Source organism: Bacillus badius NBRC 15713, assembly GCF_001591605.1.
GTDB classification, from domain to species: domain Bacteria; phylum Bacillota; class Bacilli; order Bacillales; family Domibacillaceae; genus Pseudobacillus; species Pseudobacillus badius.
In genome coordinates this window covers 1-20467 of the sequence record NZ_BCVF01000011.1, presented here as the reverse complement: position 1 = coordinate 20467, position 20467 = coordinate 1, and the positions used below count along the sequence as shown (strand labels likewise).

The following is a 20467-nucleotide window of genomic DNA, read 5'->3' as shown; positions in this document are numbered from 1 at the left end:
AAAAGCGGCAGTGGATTTCAATTCATTAAACCGGGTAGTACTTATAAAAAGAGGTGATGGGAAATGGAAGAAAAGGCAACGTTTGCTGGAGGCTGTTTCTGGTGTATGGTCAAACCGTTTGAGGAGCAGCCGGGCATTAAGGAAGTCATTTCGGGTTACACGGGAGGATCGACTGAGAATCCAACGTATGAAGAGGTGTGCAGTGAAACAACCGGCCATTATGAAGCGGTGGAGATTACCTACGACCCGGCTGTTTTTTCATACGAACGACTGCTTGAAATTTACTGGAGGAATATTGATCCGATAGATATTGGCGGTCAGTTTCATGACCGCGGCCGATCTTATCAGACAGCCGTTTTTTACCATACAGAAGAGCAGCGGCGACTGGCAGAGGAATCAAAGCAAAAGCTGCAAAAGAGCGGGCGTTTTCCGCTCCCGATCGGCGTAAAGGTTTTGCCGGCTCAGCCGTTTTATGAGGCGGAGGAATCTCATCAGCAATATTATAAAAAAAATCCGCATCATTACGAAGATTATCATCAAGGGTCAGGGAGAGCGGCCTTTATCCGCAATCACTGGGGAGGAAAAAGAAGTGAAAGCTAACCGGACGGAATTAAGCAAAAACTGAACGAGCGGCAATTTGAAGTCACGCAAAACAACGGAACGGAGCCTCCTTTACGCAATGAATACGGGAATCTTTCAAAAATTTTTCTTTACCGAAACACCTCTTTCCTTTATATTGGGTGAAAAAGGAGATGGGGTTGTGCGAAAATCATTTTATCATTACTTAATGAAATTTCGGGAAGAGCCGCCGAGAGATGAATTGGCGAAATTTGCGAATCATGCATTTGCGGATCACAGCTTTCCGAAATCCGCTGATGACTATGATGAATTAAGCCGTTATTTAGAGATGAACGGCTCTTATTTATCAGGCATGAGGGTTTTTGATGAGGCATGGGACCGCTATTTAGAAGAAGAAACGTAAGAGGCTGCCGAAAGTATTGCGGACAGCCTTATTCTTATCGCTCCGTTAATCATTGCCGCCAGTTTCCCCGGTGGGATGCAAGAGCATTTTAAAGTGAAAAAATTGAAACTTTTTTGCGGTACCGGCGTATATTACATGAGCTTATGAATAGAGAAGGGGGAAACGGTATGTCATTTTTTAATAAAATTTTGGCTAGCATTGGAATTGGCGGAGCAAAAGTAGATACTAAGCTGGAAAAATCAGAATACACGGCTGGGGAAGTCATTCGAGGACAGGTAGAAATCGTCGGGGGAAGCACAGAACAGCAAATTGACTCGATTTATTTGACTGTGTATACGACATTTACCCGTGAAGCGGATGACCGCAAGTATACGGATCATGCGGCAGTGAAGAAACACAAATTAAATGAACCATTCAAGATTGGCGCTAACGAGAAAAAATCTATTCCTTTTTCCATGGAGCTGCCGACAGATACACCGATTACTTACGGCAATACGCGTGTTTGGGTAGCAACAGGGCTTGATATTAAAAATGCGGCTGACCCGGGCGATAAAGATTATATTGAAGTGCGGCCGACGCGGTTGACTGCGGCTGTTCTGGAGGAGGTTGGACAGCTCGGCTTCCGTCTCAGAGAGGTAGAATGTGAACAGGCGCCAAGATGGAGCGGCAGCCGCTTTCCATTTGTCCAAGAATTTGAATTTGTGCCGATAAGCGGTCCATTTCGAGGCAAACTCGATGAATTGGAGATTATTTTCTTAGCACAATCAAACGAGAAAGCGGAATTGCTCTTTCAAGTAGACCGTAAAGCAAGAGGGCTTGGCGGATTGTTTGCAGAAGCATTGGAAATGGATGAAACCCATATCAAGCTAATAGTAGATTCTGCAGAAATACCAAATTTACGAGAGAGGCTCAGACAAACGATTGCTAAATACGCTTAAGTAGCCTGTCACTAAGAAAGCGCCCATATTCATTGCAGACCCTTCTAAAAAGAATTACAATAATGAAAGCAGAAAGAGATTATTTAGGAGGGTTTACAATGAGTATTCATATCGGAGCAAAAGAAAATGAAATAGCAGAAACGGTTCTTCTTCCAGGTGATCCGCTGCGGGCGAAATATATTGCGGAAACATTCTTGGAAAATCCGGTTTGCTATAATGAAGTCAGAAATATGTTTGGATACACAGGAACGTACAAAGGGAAAAACATCTCTGTCCAAGGAACAGGAATGGGCGTCCCTTCTATTTCTATCTACATAAATGAACTGATGCAAAGCTACAACGTCCAAAATTTGATTCGTGTCGGTACATGCGGAGCCATTCAAAAAGACGTAAAAGTCAGAGATGTTATTTTAGCTATGAGCGCGTCTACAGACTCCCAAATGAATCGATTGACATTCAAAGGAATCGATTATGCACCAACGGCGAACTGGGAATTACTAAAAAAAGCTTTTGACGCCGGTACAGAAAAAGGGCTTCAGCTGAAAGTTGGAAACGTCTTTACTGCCGATATGTTCTACAATGACAATGCTGACCATGAGTTATGGGCGAATTATGGCATGCTGGCCATTGAGATGGAAACGGCGGCGCTGTACACATTAGCGGCAAAATACGATCGAAAAGCGCTGGCTGTGCTGACAGTGAGCGACCATATTTTAACGGGAGAAGAAACAACTGCGGCCGAACGCCAATCAACGTTCAATGACATGATTGAAGTAGCTCTTGAAGCAGCCATTCAAGAATAAATGTTCAGCCGCTTGATATTAACAAACGAACAACCAGCCTATTGAAAGGGCTGGTTTTCCTTTGAACGTCCTGCCAGCAAGAATTTGACAAAATTAAGTAAAGAATCAGGTGATAAAATGAAAAAAACAGGATGGTTACTAACAGCTGCATTGCTGCTCAGCGGCTGCCAGCAAATAGGAGGAGCTGATCATGACCAGCAAGAAAAGCCACATGAGCAGAGCGCTGCTGAGAAGCCGAAACAACAGGAGAAAGAGGCTCCTGCCGCTTTCGAGCTGGATTCCGCTTTTTTTAATGAAGTAAAGGAAGCTGAAGGAAAAAAGGTGATCACTAACCCTGAAAATATTATGGTGCTGGTAAATAAAGAGTTTTCCTTGCCCGGAGACTATACACCGCCAGACTTAGTGCGCCCGAACGTGCCGTTTTCCTTTGGAGAACAGGATATTGAAAAAAGCCATATGAGAAAAGAAGCGGCTGCGGCGCTTGAAAAAATGTTTGCCGCGGCAAAACAAGAGCAGATTGAGCTGTTTGCTGTTTCGGGCTACCGTTCTTATAAGCGGCAGGAAGAAATTATGAATAATCAAATCGCAAAAGCAGGCTCCTTTGAAAAAGCTGCGCAGGCAGTGGCGCCACCTGGGCAAAGCGAACATCAGACGGGCCTGACGATGGATATCTCAGGGGAAAGTGTCCAGTTTGATTTAATCCAAGCATTTGAAACGACGAAAGAAGGGCAGTGGCTTGCTAATAATGCGCATAAGTACGGGTTCATTTTGCGCTATCCGAAAGGAAAGGAAGCGGTTACCCAATATATGTATGAACCGTGGCACTTTCGCTATGTGGGCACCAAGGCCGCCGCAGAGATTTACAAACAGGGATGGACGCTGGAAGAATACTTCAATCACGTGAAAAAAATATAATTCCTTTCTAACCTCTCCCCCTATTCCATTCGGGAGAGGTTTTTCTTTTTAATTCGCTTGAAAACTGATAGAATGTAAGAGTTAAACAACGAACATTAAGCATGGAAAGCGGTGAGCATCATGGATGAAAATCAATCTGGCCAGCCTGGCGGCAAGCATCCGTCTCCATACATCCGGTTAAAGAGGTTCCATTTTATTATGCTTGTGTTTTTCCTCGTTTTTGCAACAGCGGCCATTACTACGCTCGCTCTTGCTTTTGGAGGGGAAAAAGCAGCAGAGGTCGGCATGAAGCCGCATCAGGAATTTGAAAAGCTGTATGAGGCCTATGACAAACTAGAGAAAAATTATTATCAAGACGTAAATAAAGAAAAACTCGTAAACGGGGCAATTAATGGGATGATTGATTCTTTAGATGATCCGTACTCGGACTACATGGACAAAAAAGAAGCGAATCAATTCCATGAGAGTGTTTCTTCGTCCTTTGAAGGAATTGGTGCAGAAATACAAGAAGAAAAAGGCATGATTAAAGTTGTTTCTCCTATTAAAGGCTCTCCGGCGGAAAAAGCCGGACTTCGCCCGAATGACCGGATCTTGGCGGTCGATGGGAAAAGCCTGGAAGGGATGAGCTCCTCGGAAGCCGTTTTACTGATTCGCGGTGAAAAAGGCACAAAAGTCAAATTAAAAGTCCAGCCCGCCGGAGCAAAAGAGCCAATGGAAATGACGCTCGTACGCGATGAAATTCCGATTGAAACAGTATATGCGGAAATAAATGATGAGAAAGTCGCCCATATTCAAATCACAAGCTTTTCTGAACATACAGCGGCAGAGCTAAAAGATGCCATCAAAGACATGGAAGCAAAAGGAATGACATCCATGGTGCTTGATGTGCGGCAAAACCCTGGCGGACTGCTTGATCAAGCCATTGAGATTACCGATATGTTTGTGCCGGAAGGGAAAATTCTTTTCCAGGTAGAGGACAATAATGGCAAGCGTGAAAAAATGGTATCTGATAACAAAGAGAAAATATCGGTCCCGGTCGTTGTCCTAGTTGACAGCGGCAGCGCCAGCGCTTCAGAAATCTTTGCAGCGGCTATGAAAGAATCCGCAGGTGTTCCGATCATCGGGGAAAAAACATTCGGAAAAGGAACCGTGCAAACAGCAGAGGATTTTAAAGACGGTTCGAATATGAAGTTTACAACTGCCAAGTGGCTGACGCCAAGCGGCAATTGGATTCACAAAAAAGGAATTAAACCGGACATACCGGTCAAACTTCCTGACTATGCTAACTTGTCTTATTTAAGTCCCGACAATGAGCTCAAGCTCGACAGTTTATCAGAGGAAGTAAAAACTGCCGAGAAAATGCTTGAAGCACTTGGCTACCCGCCAGGAAAAGTAGACGGCTTTTTTGATGGAGAAACTGAAAAAGCGGTAAAAGATTTCCAGAAGAAATCAAACATTGAGCAAACAGGCGTGCTGTCAGGTGAGACGACCGTACAATTGATGACGGATTTACGAGAAAAGATTCAAGAAAATGATACACAAAAACAAAAAGCAATAGATACATTGAAAAACGAGCAGACAAGCTCCGCTTCATAAGAATACAAAGAGCCGGCCTCTTCCTGAGCATTGGGAAGAAGCCGGCTCTTTATCTATAGTCAAGTAAACGGATCGCCTGCACCAAAAGCTAATCAGAAAATGTCGCTTCCTTTTGCTGCTCTTAATTGGTTGCGGCCCGCTTCTTTTGCTTCATACAGTGCTTGATCAGCCAAGTGGATTAAATCGTCCGGCGTATAATCATGTCTACCGGGCAAAACAGTAATGAGACCGGCGCTAGTCGTTACAAACTCACCAGCTTTAGATTTTCCATGCGGGATTTTCAGCTTTTCCACACTTTTTCGGATTTCTTCCGCGGCTATGCAACTTTCCTTAGGAGGCATGTCTGGAAGAATGGCGATAAACTCCTCTCCTCCATATCTTGCGAGGATGCCGGAAAACTCAGCAACCTTTTTCTCCATGGCGGCAGCGGCAGTTCTTAGGCAGGTGTCTCCTTTTAAATGTCCGTATGTATCATTATAAGTTTTAAAGAAATCAACATCTAGCAATACAACGGACAATGGTTTATGCCATTGAGTCGCTTTTTTCAATTCTGCTGAAAGCTTTTCATCAAACGTCCGGCGATTGGGAATGCCGGTGAGTTCATCTATAGCAGAAAGCTGATTTAATTGCTTGTTAATCTCTTTCAGTTTGTTTTTCGCTTTCTTTAATTTTGAAACATCAGAGAAGACAGCGATGTAATGAGTGGTTTTATCTGCCTCATCCTTGAGAGTGCCGATATTCAGCCATTGAGTATAGGTGCTTCCAAATTTATCTTTATTGGAAATTACGCCTTCCCAGTAGCCGTTAGTTAGCAAATTCATCCACATTTCCCGTGAAAACGACTCGTCATGTTCTCCTGATGGAAGGAGTTTCAAGCGTTGGCCTTTTACTTCCTCGAACGAGTAGCCGGTGATTTTGGTAAATCCTTCATTGACATAGGTGATCTTCTCATCTGAATCAGCAATGATCACGCCCTGCTGTGTTGTTTCAAGAACCTTGGCAAACAATTTTAACTCGGACTCCACTTTTTTCTGTTCGGTAATATCCTGGATTTGTGAAATAAAGAACAGCGGGTGATGATCCTCGTCGCAAACAATAGAAGCGGTCAATAAAACAGTAATAATGCTCCCATCTTTATGAAAATACCGCTTGACCATTTGGTAGGAACTTTTTTTCCCTTGTATTAATTCATTGACATGGGATAAATCACTTTCCAAATCGTCAGGGTGGGTTATATCTTTAAAGGTTACTTGAAGAAGTTCTTCTTCAGCATAGCCGATTAATTGGCACAAGGCATGATTGACTTTCAGCCATTTTCCATCAAGGCCGACAAGGGCCATGCCAATAGCGGAATGTTGAAAAGCATTGGAAAACAAGACATCACTATCGAAATTTTTCATGATAACTACCTTTCAAATTGACAAACTCAATGTATTTTAACAGCTGCCTAATAGCATCGTTCTGTTTCTGCATTTAGATAAACGAGGCCAGATAGGTGGATCATCTACTACAAAATCATTCTTCCTTGAATAATGTATGTGATAAATGACATAGGTATTATGTAACTTTTCTCTTCTAATAATAAATCATTTAAATATATTGTAAACAGTGAAAACTTCTTCGTTAAGCGGAAAAGCATGGAAAGAACAAGCCGATCTTCTTTACGAATCAGCAAAAAAATTGTCGGTCTTGTCATCTTATTGTCTTTTTTGAAAAAAACTTCTGAATTCTTCTCTTTTTTTAGAAAAGAAAACGTGCCAATTTCATGAAAGGAAACCACGAGGATGGAAAATAAGCCGATGAGTTCTTGCTTATGAAACCTATGGCAAACGCCGCTATTTCAAGGATAAAGGCGTTTAATTGTTGCCTGAAGCCACTCAGACTCTCTCAAAAAAAGAGACTGGTTTTTTTGCTATGAATTGCCTCTCTTATTACAAAAAAATCATGTTACGATTTTACTGTCAAAAAAAGAAAAAGTAGGAGTGAAATTTATATGAATAAAAAAGTAATCGTTTCATTAGCAACATCCGTCGCATTACTTGCTTCTCCGTTTGTCAATAAAACAGAAGCCGCTCAAGTTTCACAGCCAACAGTAAAAGTTCAGTGCCAAACAGGACAAGTTGTTGTCCCTAAAGAAGTATCAAAGCAATTAGAACAAGGAACGATCAATTTACAATGGGTATTGAAAAACTATGGCTGGACAGTTCAGAAGCCGGTGCAATCAGCACCATCTACAAAACCGGCACCAGAAACAAAGCCAGTGCCTGAGACGAAGCCAGCTCCAGAAACAAAACCGGCGCAACCCGCACCATCTACGAAGCCCGCACCGGAAACAACTGCCCCTGCACCAAGCAAGCCGGCACAGCCAACTGCTGGATTGAGTGCATTCGAGCAGCAAGTGGTTGATCTAACAAACAACGAACGCCAAAAAGCAGGATTACCAGCTTTAAAAGCTGACACGCAATTAAGCTCAGTGGCTAGAAAAAAATCAGAAGATATGTTGGCTAAAAACTATTTCTCACATACTAGCCCAACATACGGTTCTCCATTTGATATGATGAAAAAGTTCGGTATTACTTACCGTACAGCAGGAGAGAATATTGCTAAAGGGCAGCGCACACCGGCAGAAGTGGTAAAAGCATGGATGGAAAGCCCGGGACACCGTGCAAATATTTTGAATAAAGATTATACACACATCGGTGTTGGATACGTAGCAAACGGAAACATTTGGACACAAATGTTTATCGGAAAATAAGTAAAAAGAGAATTTGCTGTCGAAAAAAGAGGTTCCAGATAAATTCCGAATCTCTCAGACTGTAGACAAACTCAATGAAAATTGAAGTTTGTCCGCAGTCTTTTTTATTTTTTATTATGGACAGGGCTGTTGATCTTAAAGCGATATAAGAGAATGAAAAATGATCAAAATGGCCTCTTTCTTGAAATTTATTGTGATCCAGCTGAACCATACTTGTGACGGGGAAGAGATGTTCACTAATCGTTCAGTAAAGCAGGAGAAGCTTAATGACTGATACGATAAACTCATAATCTATCTAGTTGTTTAAGAGTCTATTTTCCTTAAAATTACATTAAAGGTAGTTAAATGTATTCAAAAATTTAAAAATAGTATGAATATTGATAGGAACGTGCTATTATTATTCCTGAACCACAATTCATGTTAACTAGGGAGGAATTTAAGTGAACAAAAAAGTGTTAGCTTTTGGATTGTCGATTGGATTAGCCGCTAGTGCCTTTGCTCCTGCTTCATCTCTTGCAGCACCGAAAAATGTTTTATCCAATTACAAATACAACCAGACAGTTGGATCGCCGGAATTTGTTTCAGGCCACCTGACAAAGCCGTCTCAAAAAAGCGCTGAAAGTATTGTTCATGAATATGTAAGCGCTAACAAAGAGAAGTATAAGCTTGGTTCCCAATCACCTAAAGAATCGTTTAAAGTCATGTCCAGCAAGAAGGATAAAGACGGCTCTACTGCTCTTCGGCTGCAGCAAATGTATAATGGGGTTCCGGTTTGGGGATCTACCCAAGCTGCAACCGTCACAAATGATGGGGTATTGACTGTTTTCTCTGGAACCGTTACGCCTAATCTTGAAGATAAAAAAGGATTGAAACATGAAGAAAAAGTCAATGCCAACCAATCTATTAAAATTGCTGAGGCAGACCTTGGGTTCGTTCCAAAATATGAGAAAAAGCCAACGTCTGAGCTAGTTGTCTATATGGAAGGCGATGAGGCTACATATGCTTATCTCGTAAACTTAAATTTCCTCTATCCGAAGCCAGGAAACTTTAATTATTTTGTTGAAGCTTCTACTGGAAAAATCTTAAATAAATATAATGACCTTCACGAATCGAATGCTCAGCAGACAGGAAAGAAAGGTCCCGGCAAACCCGGTCCTTCCGCCACTTCTACTGATACAACAGGCACTGGAAAAGGAGTATTAGGAGATACTAAAAGCCTTAATATGATACTGTCAAGCTCTACCTATTATTTGCAGGATCGGACAAGAGGCGGCGGTATATTAACGCATGATGCAGCGAATCGCTCCAATATTCCAGGCACGCTTTGGTCTAGTGCCGATAACGTATTAACCAGCACTTATGAGGCAGCAGCTGTCGATGCTCATCATTATGCAGCTAAAACCTATGATTATTATAAAGAAAAATTTAACCGCAATTCTTATGATGACCGGGGAGCTGCACTTAAATCGACGGTTCACTATGGCAGTAAATACAACAACGCCTTTTGGAATGGAAGCCAAATGGTGTATGGAGACGGCGACGGGTCAACATTCATCCCGCTATCAGGGGCACTAGATGTCGTAGCGCATGAATTAACACATGCTGTAACGGACAATAGCTCAGATTTAATTTATCAAAATGAATCCGGAGCATTAAATGAAGCAATGTCCGATATTTTTGGCACTCTCGTTGAATTTTATGCTAATAATAACCCTGACTATGAAATCGGAGAAGACATTTATACACCTGGCGTGGCAAACGATGCTTTGCGTTCGATGAGCGATCCGACAAAAAATGGCGATCCAGACCACTACTCTAAGCGTTATACAGGAACAGGAGATAACGGCGGTGTCCATACAAATAGCGGCATTATTAACAAAGCGGCTTACTTGCTGGCAAAAGGCGGTACTCATTATAGCATCACCGTTCCAGGAATCGGCAATGAAAAGGTAGGGAAAATCTACTACCGGGCGAATACGGTCTACTTAACAGCCTCCTCTACGTTCAGCCAAGCCCGTGCGGCATTAGTTCAATCAGCAGCTGATCTGTATGGAGCCAGTTCGCCGGAAGTAAATGCTGTAAATAAGTCTTTCGATGCAGTAGGTATTAAATAAGTGTTGATATTTTAAGCAATTAACTGAAGGATGCTGTTAAGTACTCGACGCTTTGCTGTCTGTGTTCCGCCGGACTTACTTGCTTTTTAGACGATCAAGCCGGGGAGCCTGGGTGAGAACATATCTGCCAATCTTAAGCACCGTATATTCGCGGTGCTTTTTTTTGCGGTTATGTTTGCATATTTCAAAGCGGATGATTAGTATAATTTATATAATTACTTTTTTGGAGAGGATGTCATGGGGAGAAAAACGGCACTGATTACAGGCGGTTCAAGAGGAATTGGCAAGTGTACGGCAGCTGTTCTAGCCGAGCGGGGATATAACATCATTATCAATTACCGCACCAGCAAGACAGAAGCAGAAAAACTAACCGCCGAGCTATCGGAACAATTTGGAGTCGGAGCGATCGCGGTACAAGGTGACATTTCAAAAAAATCGGATTGCGAGGCGCTGATTGACCAATCAGCTGAATCTTTTGGCGGGGTGGACGTGTTAATTCATAACGCTGGTCCTTACATTTCATTGCGAAAAACAATGGATGAGTATGAATGGGATGAATGGCAGTACATGATTAACGGCAATTTAAACAGCGCTTTTTATTTAACCAAGCTGGCGTTGCCCTATATGCGCGCCGAAAAGTGGGGAAGAGTGATCACCTTTGGCTATGATAGGGTAGAAACGGCACCAGGCTGGATTTACCGCTCCGCCTTTGCGGCTGCCAAAGCCGGTCTCGCTTCTCTTACAAGAACGCTTTCCTTGGAAGAAGCGAAACATGGCATTACCGCTAATATGATTTGTCCAGGTGATATTGCTGAGCGCTGGAAGGAAGAAACCATTGCCAATGCAAGACGCGAGACAAGCCCTCTCGTTCCGGTGGGCCGGCCGGGTACCGGGGAAGATCTCGCCAGAGTTGTCTCTTTTCTCGTTTCTGATGATGCGGACTTTATTACCGGCAGCATGATTCCTGTTACTGGCGGCCAGGACGTTCTCGGAAAAATTTACCGCGCTGATTATGACAATCGACCGCAGGAATAATTCTATTTAGGCTTCCGCTTGTTTTACGGCTGGAAGGTAAAACGAAGAACTATCTCTGAAAGGACCTGTTAAAGGTCCTTTCAGTTTGTCGGCAAAAGGCAGCTGGAATAATCTTATTGTGCCCCCTTTTAGGAGGGAGAAAAGCGGCGCTTTATCATCAAAAAAATCAATGGCTCCCTCTTTTTGTGCCCCCAGTTGATTGGAAAGGAAGGCGCAAAGACTCCTGCGGAAATCGAAGTAGCCTCGTCCACAAGAAAAATAAAAAAACTGCGGACAAACTTCAATTTTTATTGGACTGCTTGAGAGAAACTAGTAGGCAAAATTGGCTATTTGTCCAAGCTTTTTCTTAGTTTTACCGCACTATTTAACAAATCTCTCTCTCGTCTAGCGGCAAAGTAATTGCTTCTGTCAAACTGCTTTGCTTTTTGTAATACAGTTGACGTTTACTAATCGGATCAAATCCTTGATAATCAACTGGAAGCGTTTCTATTTTGGAGAATAGGAGTGGTTGAATGAGCAAGAAAAAAGCGATGTCTCTTTTATTAACAGCTGGGCTTGTGTTCAGTGTTCAAGGCGCTTATGCGCAAGGAAAAGAGGGAGTGCCAAATTCACAGGCTGCCGCCGCTTTCGACAACAAGATAATCAAAAAAATTAACTCCGATCATATGTATAACACCGTTGCTTTATTATCAGAACAGCCAAGGGCAGCTGGAACTGATGGAGAATTAAAGGGAGCCATGTACATAAAAGGCCAATTTGAGAAGTATGGCTATCAGACAGAATTGCAGCCCTTCAAATTTTATGATGCGGTAAGAAAGAATGTTAGCGGAACCTTGGAAATCGGGAATCAAAACTTCCATCCGTATGTGGTTTCTGGTTCCTATAGCGATGAGGTGACGGCTGAAGTCATTCATGTCGGAAAAGCAATCGCCGGCACGGTGCCGGGTGCAGTAAGAGGGAAAATTGCTTTAATAGAGCGAGGCGATATTTCATTTCTTGAAAAGATTCAAAACGTTCTAAATAAAGGTGCTGTCGGAGTTATTATGTACAATAACTCCGGTACATCCAATACGTTTGGTCAGGCTGGATATGGACAAAACATTCCGGTAGTGGCTATCACAAAGGATCAGGGCTTAACGTTAGTAGAGCAATTAAAAGCCGGCACAAAAACGGCTCATCTGAAGGTGACAGGCTCAGGTATGGAGGAAAAAACCTCTTACAACGTCATTGCCAAAATGAAGCCGCACAAGAACAAGGATACAGGACAGATTGTTATGATTGGTGCTCATCATGACTCTGTTCCAGGTGGACCTGGTGCTAATGATGATGCTTCGGGAGTATCCGCTGTGCTGGAGCTTGCAAGAGTTATGGCGAATATGCCGACCGATACAGAGCTGCGATTCGTTACCTTTGGCGCGGAGGAAAAAGGCTTGCTAGGATCTTACCACTATGCCGGGACGTTAAGTGATGAGGAAGCGGATCGAATGGTCGCACATTTTCAAATGGATATGATCGGCAGCAAGGATGCAGGCGGCGGCCACAAGGCAAATGGATTAATCATGTACACCATTGATGGAAAGAAAAATTTAGTGACAGATCTTGCCGCAGCTGCAGGCGCAAGAACAGCATTAGGCGAAGCGGTTCCGTACGGCCAGTTGGGACGCAGTGATCATCAGCCGTTCCATGAACTTGGCATTCCAGCCGCTTTATTTATTCATTCTCCTCTTGAGCCGTGGTACCATACACCAGCGGATACCATTGATAAAATTGATAAAAACAAACTGCAAGAAACAGCAGAAATTGTGGGTGCCTCCGTCTACCAAATTGTACGGCCGGATACACCTGCCCTGGAGCACTCTCGAGTAGCTCCGGGACCTGTAGATTACGATTTCGAAAACCGTCCGCCTGGTGCATAACCAATAGTAAGTATGTTCAATTGGAAATCTTATGGTTAGAAGGAAAAGAAAAGTCCGGCAGAGAGCTTATGCTTCTCGCCGGACTTTTCTTTTCAAGAAATTTTCTTGGCGGTTCCGTTAAGTAGGCAGATGATCGACCGGTTCATTAGTATGTGAATGCTTCCGCTGAATCAGGAATAGGCGGGTAGATAGAGTAAGAGCTCCGGCGGTTAAGCCTGAGATCAAACCAATCCAGTAGCCGTACGCTCCAAAGTCTGTTGTATTGGCAAGATAGTAGCCTAACGGCAAGCCAATGACCCAATAGCTGATCATTGTCATAACAAAAGTAGTATTGACATCTTTATACCCGCGCAACGCTCCTTGAACAGGGGCTTGGATAGCATCCGACAGCTGGAATAATGCTGCAAAGAAGAGAAAGTGAGTCGTCAGCTTCAGCACTTCCGGATCTTTTGTATAAAACGAGGCGATTGGCTCCCGGAACAGCATGAGCAGCGTAATGCATAATAAGGCGGAACAAATAGCTGCGCCAACGCCGAGCCAGCTGAAAACCTTGGCATCTTTCAGCCGGGCCGCTCCAACCTCAAAGCCGACAATAATCGTTAAACTCATTGAAATGCTGAGTGGAACCATATAAAGGAGCGAAGCGAAATTAATCGCTACCTGGTGTGCGGCAATTACCTTTGTGCTGTATTCGCTCATCAGCAAGGTGACTGCAGAAAAAATACTTGTTTCAAAGAAAATAGACAGTCCGATCGGGATACCGATAAACAAGATCTCCTTCCATTTAGCCAGCGAAATGGAAGGGAAGGAATGAAAGATTTGATACCGGCTAAACGGCTGTTCCCGATGAATGACGAAGGCGGCAATGATGGTAATCAGCCAGTATGTAATCGCTGATGCATAGCCGGCTCCCACACCGCCAAGGGCCGGGAATCCCCATTTGCCAAAAATAAGGGTATAGTTGAAAAAGATATTTAATGGCAAAGCAATCAATGTGATGACCATTGAAGTTCTAGTCATCCCGAGCGCATCGATAAAGCATCGAAGAACCGTATAGATGAAAACAGGAATGATGCCGAACGATAGGGCAATGACATACTTTTGAGCAATGTCTCTTACATTTTCCTCAAGATGCATCATATTTAAAACCGGACCGAGCGCTGCCCATCCGATAGCAAAAACGATGACGGCCAGCGCGATGGCTGCATAGATGCCTTGCATAACGGTAAAAGGGACTTCTTTCGTTTTTTTGGCGCCTGCCAATTGAGCGACAATAGGAGTAATAGCAAGCAAAATTCCGCTTAGCCCAGTGTAAACCGGCACCCATAGAGAAGAGCCGATTGCAACGCCTGCTAAATCATCAGCAGAGTACCGGCTCGACATCATAATATCGAAAAAATTCATTGAGAACATTCCCAGCTGAGTAATGAGAATAGGGATTAAAATAAATAGGAGCCGTTTGATTTTTTGATTGATTGTAAAAGCCTGTTTCATTTCCCGCCCTCCTTTGTTCTGTATTTGTACATAGAATGAGAGAATTATACCATAAAAGCGATAGGTACTGCCTAATATATATGAAAACCCCTTCAGCGGCCGCTGAAGGGGAAAAGGGAAAGGTGATACAATTGTTAGGGGACAGCAGAGATCAAGCTTCCAATGCTTGTTCCTCGGCCGCTTCGCTTTGTTGACGCAGCATGTAAAAGGTAAATAAATCCTTGGATACCTCAAACAGATCAAACACTTCCTCCTGTTCATTAATGCGTGAGTAAACGGCAGATCGTGTTTCGTTAGCGAGGATAGCGTAAGGAAGTTTTTCTGCGGCTTTGCGCGAGCGGGTATTGGTTTTGCGAATGCGCATAAATACCGCTTCCATGTCGAGCTCAAAAAACAGCTCGTGGAAAAATGCTTCCTTGGCAGGAGCATTGTATCCTTTTCCGTGGAATGGCTTGCCGAGCCAGGTGCCCAAAAAGCCGCACTGGTCTTCAATGTCATATAAATTAATTGTGCCGATTGGGTTGCCCCATTCATCAGTAATCGTACGGGAAATTAATTCTCCGCGCTCTTCTGCTTCAATCGTTTGTTTCGTTACAAACACAAATTCCTCATAAGAATGCGCTTTTTGGCGCACAAAAGGGAAGACTTCCGGATGCGTCATCAAGTCGAATAATACATGACTTTCGTGTACATCGCGCTTCTTCAACATGTAAATCCCTCCATATGAGGGCACTCCGGTCCTGTAGTGTCCGAATCCACCCTCGAAATTTTTCATAGCATTCACAAAAAATTTCGGGGTGGGAATCGAACCCACTAGAACCAGCTGCAGAAGCTGGTGGCGCACCATTTGCCTTCCCTAATACTCATCAAATTGTTTTAAATCTAGATCTATCATACAAAAAAAAATTCTATTTGAAAATAGATTTTTTTCCTGTTTTTATAAAATTTTTTTCTTATTAAATAGAGTCGTTTCTTCAGGCAAATCAGGCGTTTTACAGAAAAGAGTTTGATACAATATAGTATGAAAAGGAGTGGGTGAACATGCACACAAAGACAGGACTTGTTCTCGAAGGCGGTGGAATGAGAGGCGTTTATACAGCAGGTGTCCTTGACTTTTTTCTCGAAAATAAGATCGAATTTCCGTATGTGATCGGCGTTTCGGCCGGTGCCTGCAATGCAGCGTCTTATATTTCAAAACAATGGGGGAGAAATAAGCGGGTCAACATCGGGTTTGTTCGTGACCCCAATTATATTTCACTGCGAAATTTCTTTAAAAAAGGTGAATTATTTGGCATGGATTATGTCTTTGATGTGATCCCTAATCAAATTGTGCCGTTTGATTATGATGAATTCACACAAAGCGAGACCGAGTTTGTGATTGGCACAACGGATTGCCAGACGGGCAAGCCTATTTATTTTAGCAGAAAAGAATACAAGGAGGATTTGTTAACCCCTATCCGGGCATCAAGCTCACTTCCATTAGCTGCGCCGATTGTTTCCTTTCAAGGGCACGAACTCCTTGATGGCGGCATGAGTGATCCGGTTCCGGTGAAAAAGGCAGAACAGGATGGCTGCAGCCGCAATGTGATTGTGCTTACACAGCATGAAGGATATCAGAAGAAGCCCGCCCGTTCTAACTTTATGATCAAGCGTAAATATGCCGCTTATCCGGAAGTAATAAAGACGCTTGAAAACAGGTGGATACACTATAATCAAACACTAGCGTATATTGAGCAGTTACAAAAGGATAAGAAGGCGTTCGTTATTCGTCCGACGCAGCCCCTTGAAATCAGCCGCATTGAACGCAACCAGCGAAAGCTGACGAAAGCATATGATTTAGGCTGGCAAAATGCGTCTGACCTATTTGCGGAGCTGAGTGAATGGCTTGGTGAAAGCCAAACTGTACCTCGTTAATAAACATAGTCAGGCAATGACTGTCTTGCAAAGAGCGAATCCATGTAAGGGTTCGCTCTTTGTTATGCAAGCATAGCTGCTCTGCATTCAAGGATTTGCAAAAGGACAAATGGGGAATGAGATAGTAGGACAAGCCTAGATCGATGCAAGGAGGGACGTTTATGTATCTGGATATCACGTTAAAAATCGTTGTCGGATTAGTCACGTTGCTGCTTGTCATCCGGCTGCTTGGCAAAAAAGAGCTGTCTCAGATGACTCCATTTGATCTAATTTACCTTATTTTACTGGGCAGTTTTTTAGAGGAGGCCATGTTTGATCAAAAAATCTCCATTCTTCAAGTTTTGTATGCTGTAGCTCTATGGGGAATGTTAATTTATTTCATAGAAAAAATGGTGATGAAATCAGAATGGCTCAAAAAATTACTCAAAGGAGAAGCATCTGATTTAGTCGTTAACGGCAAGGTAAGCATCAGAGAGTTAAAGAAAAACCATATGGAAATGGAACAGTTGCGAACGTTGCTTCGCAGCCAAGGGTATTTTTCGCTGCATGATGTGGAGCAGGCTACGCTAGAAACGAATGGAACGTTAAGTGTATTGCCGAAAGCAGAAGGGGCTCCAGTGACACCTGCCATGCTGAATATCACGGCCTCAGAAAATCAGCCGACGTATTTGCTGATCGATGAAGGAAAAGTGGATGGTGATGAACTGAAAAGAGCAGGGAAGAGTAAAGAGTGGCTCCGATCAGAATTAAAAAAAGAAGGGGTTGTCTGCGCGGATAGCATTTTCTATGCAGAATGGTCAGGAAACAAGGGGTTTTACATCGTGCCCTATAAAGAATAGAGAAAGACGAATCAGGCTGTTGATCAACGTTTACTTTCTTTATCAGGACTTATTCCTGAAAAGATGAACGTGTTTTTCATCAGCCTGATCATTGTAAAAAATATTAGCTTGATTTGTACTCCAATAAACAGTCTCCGGTTACTCTTTATTATGTAGGCTGTTATTTTTTAAAGGATGAGTGTGCCTGATGCCGCTTGCCATTAGACTGCCGCAAAATGGACAGTTAGGTGTTTCAACAGCAGCAAAAGCTTTGCGCATCCAGCCATTGCAGTTTTCAGACGTACACTCCCACGTCTGGATATCTTCATTTGGCAAAGGCTCTTCCCGTCTGTTATTATAATAAGCCATCTTGTCACTCCTTAGTTTCTTTTTCGCTCCTCTCTCATTATCTCACAATTCTTTATTTTTTCCTAAAGTTCTTTTTAAGTATGTCGCTAATAAGAGTGAAACAGACCCCATCAATTACTGGCGACCTTCACCAGAGATTGATATTTATAAATTAGCTTGTCCAATTCTTCGCTGTATTGAATCGTCTCGAAGTGATGAAGCCCCTTTGACATTCCGACTTTGATCATCATTTTTCGTTTCGAATTAATTTCTGCTGTTAAGTCATTAAACATTTCCTGTTTCTCCATTTCTAAACTCTCCCGAACAAATAATTTTTTGCGAAGAAGACACAACATTACATATTATGGCCGCTTCTCTTCACTTTAGAAAGACATTCGACAAAACTTCTAACAATGTTACATAATGAACCATTCTTTTTTGTTCTTTGTCTGCATATGCATGAAGAAAAGAAGTAGTCAAGAAGAGAAACTTTTTAGAAGGAATTTACATAGGTACAAAGAATTTGTATAGTAAGTGAATAAGGAGGCGGAAGAATGGCGGATTTATTCAGTTCGTTTGAAGAAGTAAAAACCAGTGATCAGTTGCTCAATCTGTTGAACGGGGATTGGAAGTTTGTTTGGCTGGAGGACGAACAGAGAGAAATCAAAGTAAATCTCCATGGCTGGAAAAATTATGCCTGCTATGAATTTACCCATACACAGCGCTACGGAATCTGCCCGATTGAACACTTGTGGGAATTTGTGAAAGTAACCAGTTAAGCATTTGAAATAAATTGATCTTTTGAACCTTTTTCCATTTCAGGAAAAAGGTTTTTGTTTATCAGGCAGACGCAGATAAGGCGTCTGCCTGAGTAATTACTGACGGTGCTGGATTAAATCGATGGAGCCTAAGACAATGTGGGCTAGGCCAAATCCAAAAACCGTATTGGCAATCATTTTATTCGAGCCCCGTTTTTGCTTTAGAGCATATCCAGCAGCTGTAACAGCCGTACCTAAAGCAGTTGGAATTAAGCCTTCGCGAATCTCCATATATATTTCCCCCTATCGAATCCAGCGTAGTTTATTCTTTTTCACCGTAGGCAGCAAGAAGACCGGCTCGTCAGGTGATGCCCAAGAGTGCTGCCTATATGCTTAATTTGACTTAAATTAAAAAATATATCCAAGAAAATGATGGCACAAAAAGCGCTGGCGAACGACGAATGAGGAGGGAAAAGACAGGGAAAGATATAAGCGCAGCAAAAAGAAAACCAGACAGCAATTTGTCTGGTTTTAAGCGATGCAAGAAAGGACAAAGGCAAGGCTGCAATGAGAAGGGGATAGCTAACTGCAGCCGGCTCCTAAAAAGAACAAATTAGTAGCCGTAACCTAAGTAAGATGCACCGATAATGATTAAGAGGATGAACAACACAACGATTAACGCGAAACCGCCGCCGTATCCGCCGCCGTAACCCATAGTTTTCCACCTCCTTGTAGAGGAATTACTACATCATATGAAAAAATGTTGTAAGTGATTGGACGGTCGCGCGGAATGGCAAAAATAATAAAAAAGTCACTTTTAGCGGCAGCTCTATCAAAGTACAGAGCCAGACTATTCGCATATAGAAAGGGGGAAACAGCAAGATGGAACGCGGAAAGCAGGAAGAATATAGAACCCAGGTTGAATATAGCAATCTGGATCAGAGAAGAACACTGACAGGACCTAAGGATGCGGACAAGGGAAATTATCCGAGACGGCCTCAGCATGTATCTATTCAGGCGCAAGGAGCTGGTCAGCCATCTGAGGAATAAGATAAAAGCTCGGAGACGCTCCGAGCTTTTAGTATGTTTTGTAAGGAGTATTCCAGCGCCATAAGCCCTGTTTCCTATCTGCTCGACGAGGAAATGAGTATGATGCATAATGAGAGATGAACAAGGAAATCGGGGATAGGAGCGAGGACGATGATTCAATTACTTCCTTTTGCCAGAGAAGATATTAAAGAGTTAATGAAGGAAATTGATTCCAAGCCATTAATGATTCAATGGTCAGGACGGGCGTACAGTTATCCGCTGACAGAAGAGCAGGTTAAGAATTACATGGATAAGGAATACGGAAAAGGCAGTTATATTTATAAGGCTGTAGATTCTTCCACAAATGAAACAGTTGGACACATTGCCTTAAGAGAAATTGACGAGCAGCATGAACTGGGGCGGATTAGTTATGTGCTTGTATACAAAAGGCACCGCGGAAAAGGAATCGTCAAGCAGATTATGGAACAGATTCTTCATTTTGCTTTCAGTGAATTGCAATTGAACCGGGTGAGCCTGGGTGTTTTTACATTTAACAAGCCAGCTATTGCTTGCTATGAAGGTTTCGGTTTTCAAACAGAAGGCGTCCATCGCCAGGTGTGCAAATTGAGCGATCATGAATATTGGGATACGATCGAAATGGCCCTTCTAAAAAAAGAATGGGCAGAACGAACCGTCCCTGTTCAAGAAAAAGTGATAGCAAAAGAAGGCAGTTTAGCTGAAACGCTGAAAACCAAGGAATGAAAACCAAGGCTGCGTGAAGCAGCCTTTTCGTTTTTTAAATGATTTTCAAGTCATTCAAGAAAAAGATAGGCCTTTCGGAGTCGATGAGTCAGGCTATTTTCTTGAGATTCATGGGAGTGAAAATAAGCATCTTTTGCAGCGACAATTTTTTAACTCCTCTTAACAGCGCCTAACGCATGCCATGCTTTTCTTGTGTCTCTGTGAATACACGCTCAAGCGTTTGATTTATTTATTTTCAAACAAGCTTCGTTAGGCTGCCTTAACGTTGTCTGCTCTGTTGATTGGAATGG

The 20467-nt window shown here is 42.8% G+C and carries 21 protein-coding genes and 1 pseudogene; 15 read left to right on the top strand and 7 right to left on the bottom strand.

Annotated features, from left to right (window positions below):
• Positions 1 to 63 precede the first annotated feature (63 nt).
• From msrA to BBA02S_RS07565, 6 genes and pseudogenes are all read left to right on the top strand, one after another.
• A pseudogene (gene msrA, locus BBA02S_RS07590) lies at positions 64 to 714 on the top strand (peptide-methionine (S)-S-oxide reductase MsrA); the annotation flags it as partial.
• Between the two features lie 46 nt (positions 715 to 760).
• Complete coding sequence (locus BBA02S_RS20240) at positions 761 to 982, top strand: YozE family protein (protein ID WP_255211749.1); 222 nt, start codon at positions 761 to 763, stop codon at positions 980 to 982.
• Positions 983 to 1149: 167 nt separating this feature from the next.
• On the top strand, positions 1150 to 1920 hold the full coding sequence (locus BBA02S_RS07580) for a sporulation protein (RefSeq protein ID WP_041113335.1): 771 nt from the start codon (positions 1150 to 1152) through the stop codon (positions 1918 to 1920).
• Positions 1921 to 2018: 98 nt separating this feature from the next.
• Positions 2019 to 2723: a purine-nucleoside phosphorylase gene (deoD, locus tag BBA02S_RS07575; protein WP_041096818.1), complete on the top strand. Its 705-nt coding sequence runs from the start codon at positions 2019 to 2021 to the stop codon at positions 2721 to 2723.
• 117 nt (positions 2724 to 2840) lie between these two features.
• Positions 2841 to 3638, top strand: coding sequence for a M15 family metallopeptidase (locus BBA02S_RS07570; protein ID WP_041113336.1), 798 nt, complete (start codon positions 2841 to 2843; stop codon positions 3636 to 3638).
• A 120-nt stretch (positions 3639 to 3758) separates the two neighbouring features.
• Positions 3759 to 5234, top strand: coding sequence for a lmo1851 family serine protease (locus BBA02S_RS07565; RefSeq protein ID WP_041096815.1), 1476 nt, complete (start codon positions 3759 to 3761; stop codon positions 5232 to 5234).
• Between the two features lie 92 nt (positions 5235 to 5326).
• Here the strand turns inward: BBA02S_RS07565 and BBA02S_RS07560 are convergent, their stop codons facing one another.
• A complete protein-coding gene (locus tag BBA02S_RS07560; protein ID WP_041096813.1) occupies positions 5327 to 6634 on the bottom strand; it encodes a diguanylate cyclase domain-containing protein in 1308 nt (435 codons plus the stop codon).
• Between the two features lie 593 nt (positions 6635 to 7227).
• Here BBA02S_RS07560 and BBA02S_RS07550 point away from each other — a divergent pair.
• The 4 genes from BBA02S_RS07550 (at position 7228) to BBA02S_RS21445 (ending at position 13054) form a co-directional block, all read left to right on the top strand.
• Positions 7228 to 7989, top strand: a complete 762-nt coding sequence (locus BBA02S_RS07550; protein ID WP_041096808.1) for a CAP domain-containing protein — start codon at positions 7228 to 7230, stop codon at positions 7987 to 7989.
• 440 nt (positions 7990 to 8429) lie between these two features.
• Positions 8430 to 10103 carry a M4 family metallopeptidase gene (locus BBA02S_RS07545; protein ID WP_041113338.1) on the top strand — a complete coding sequence of 558 codons (1674 nt, stop codon included), beginning with the start codon at positions 8430 to 8432 and terminating at the stop codon, positions 10101 to 10103.
• A 237-nt stretch (positions 10104 to 10340) separates the two neighbouring features.
• Positions 10341 to 11138 (top strand): SDR family oxidoreductase, encoded by a 798-nt coding sequence (locus BBA02S_RS07540; RefSeq protein ID WP_041096804.1) that lies wholly within the window; start codon positions 10341 to 10343, stop codon positions 11136 to 11138.
• Between the two features lie 512 nt (positions 11139 to 11650).
• On the top strand, positions 11651 to 13054 hold the full coding sequence (locus BBA02S_RS21445; protein WP_041113339.1) for a M28 family peptidase: 1404 nt from the start codon (positions 11651 to 11653) through the stop codon (positions 13052 to 13054).
• A gap of 117 nt (positions 13055 to 13171) precedes the next feature.
• On the opposite strand, the gene BBA02S_RS07530 is transcribed toward BBA02S_RS21445, so the two are convergent.
• Both BBA02S_RS07530 and BBA02S_RS07525 read right to left on the bottom strand, forming a co-directional pair.
• The gene (locus BBA02S_RS07530; protein WP_041096800.1) at positions 13172 to 14548 is read right to left on the bottom strand and encodes an MATE family efflux transporter; all 1377 of its coding nucleotides are present in this window, start codon (positions 14546 to 14548) and stop codon (positions 13172 to 13174) included.
• Between the two features lie 151 nt (positions 14549 to 14699).
• Positions 14700 to 15257, bottom strand: a complete 558-nt coding sequence (locus BBA02S_RS07525) for a GNAT family N-acetyltransferase (RefSeq protein WP_041096798.1) — start codon at positions 15255 to 15257, stop codon at positions 14700 to 14702.
• A 332-nt stretch (positions 15258 to 15589) separates the two neighbouring features.
• Here BBA02S_RS07525 and BBA02S_RS07520 point away from each other — a divergent pair, with 332 nt between their 5' ends.
• The gene (locus BBA02S_RS07520; protein WP_041096796.1) at positions 15590 to 16462 is read left to right on the top strand and encodes a patatin-like phospholipase family protein; all 873 of its coding nucleotides are present in this window, start codon (positions 15590 to 15592) and stop codon (positions 16460 to 16462) included.
• Between the two features lie 161 nt (positions 16463 to 16623).
• Positions 16624 to 17301, top strand: coding sequence for a DUF421 domain-containing protein (locus tag BBA02S_RS07515; RefSeq protein ID WP_041096794.1), 678 nt, complete (start codon positions 16624 to 16626; stop codon positions 17299 to 17301).
• A gap of 138 nt (positions 17302 to 17439) precedes the next feature.
• On the opposite strand, the gene BBA02S_RS07510 is transcribed toward BBA02S_RS07515, so the two are convergent.
• A complete protein-coding gene (locus BBA02S_RS07510; protein ID WP_041096792.1) occupies positions 17440 to 17649 on the bottom strand; it encodes a cold-inducible protein YdjO-related protein in 210 nt (69 codons plus the stop codon).
• 110 nt (positions 17650 to 17759) lie between these two features.
• Positions 17760 to 17936: an aspartyl-phosphate phosphatase Spo0E family protein gene (locus tag BBA02S_RS20235; RefSeq protein WP_082028120.1), complete on the bottom strand. Its 177-nt coding sequence runs from the start codon at positions 17934 to 17936 to the stop codon at positions 17760 to 17762.
• Between the two features lie 246 nt (positions 17937 to 18182).
• Here BBA02S_RS20235 and BBA02S_RS07505 point away from each other — a divergent pair, with 246 nt between their 5' ends.
• Positions 18183 to 18407: a hypothetical protein gene (locus BBA02S_RS07505; protein ID WP_041096790.1), complete on the top strand. Its 225-nt coding sequence runs from the start codon at positions 18183 to 18185 to the stop codon at positions 18405 to 18407.
• Positions 18408 to 18503: 96 nt separating this feature from the next.
• Here BBA02S_RS07505 and BBA02S_RS07500 read toward each other — a convergent pair whose 3' ends face one another.
• Both BBA02S_RS07500 and BBA02S_RS20230 read right to left on the bottom strand, forming a co-directional pair.
• Complete coding sequence (locus BBA02S_RS07500; RefSeq protein WP_041096788.1) at positions 18504 to 18677, bottom strand: hypothetical protein; 174 nt, start codon at positions 18675 to 18677, stop codon at positions 18504 to 18506.
• 322 nt (positions 18678 to 18999) lie between these two features.
• Positions 19000 to 19101 carry a YjcZ family sporulation protein gene (locus tag BBA02S_RS20230; RefSeq protein WP_082028119.1) on the bottom strand — a complete coding sequence of 34 codons (102 nt, stop codon included), beginning with the start codon at positions 19099 to 19101 and terminating at the stop codon, positions 19000 to 19002.
• Between the two features lie 167 nt (positions 19102 to 19268).
• Here BBA02S_RS20230 and BBA02S_RS20595 point away from each other — a divergent pair, with 167 nt between their 5' ends.
• Together BBA02S_RS20595 and BBA02S_RS07495 are read left to right on the top strand one after the other, a co-directional pair.
• Positions 19269 to 19436, top strand: coding sequence for a hypothetical protein (locus BBA02S_RS20595; RefSeq protein ID WP_156141437.1), 168 nt, complete (start codon positions 19269 to 19271; stop codon positions 19434 to 19436).
• A gap of 150 nt (positions 19437 to 19586) precedes the next feature.
• On the top strand, positions 19587 to 20177 hold the full coding sequence (locus tag BBA02S_RS07495) for a GNAT family N-acetyltransferase (protein ID WP_052477257.1): 591 nt from the start codon (positions 19587 to 19589) through the stop codon (positions 20175 to 20177).
• The last annotated feature ends 290 nt before the right edge of the window (positions 20178 to 20467 follow it).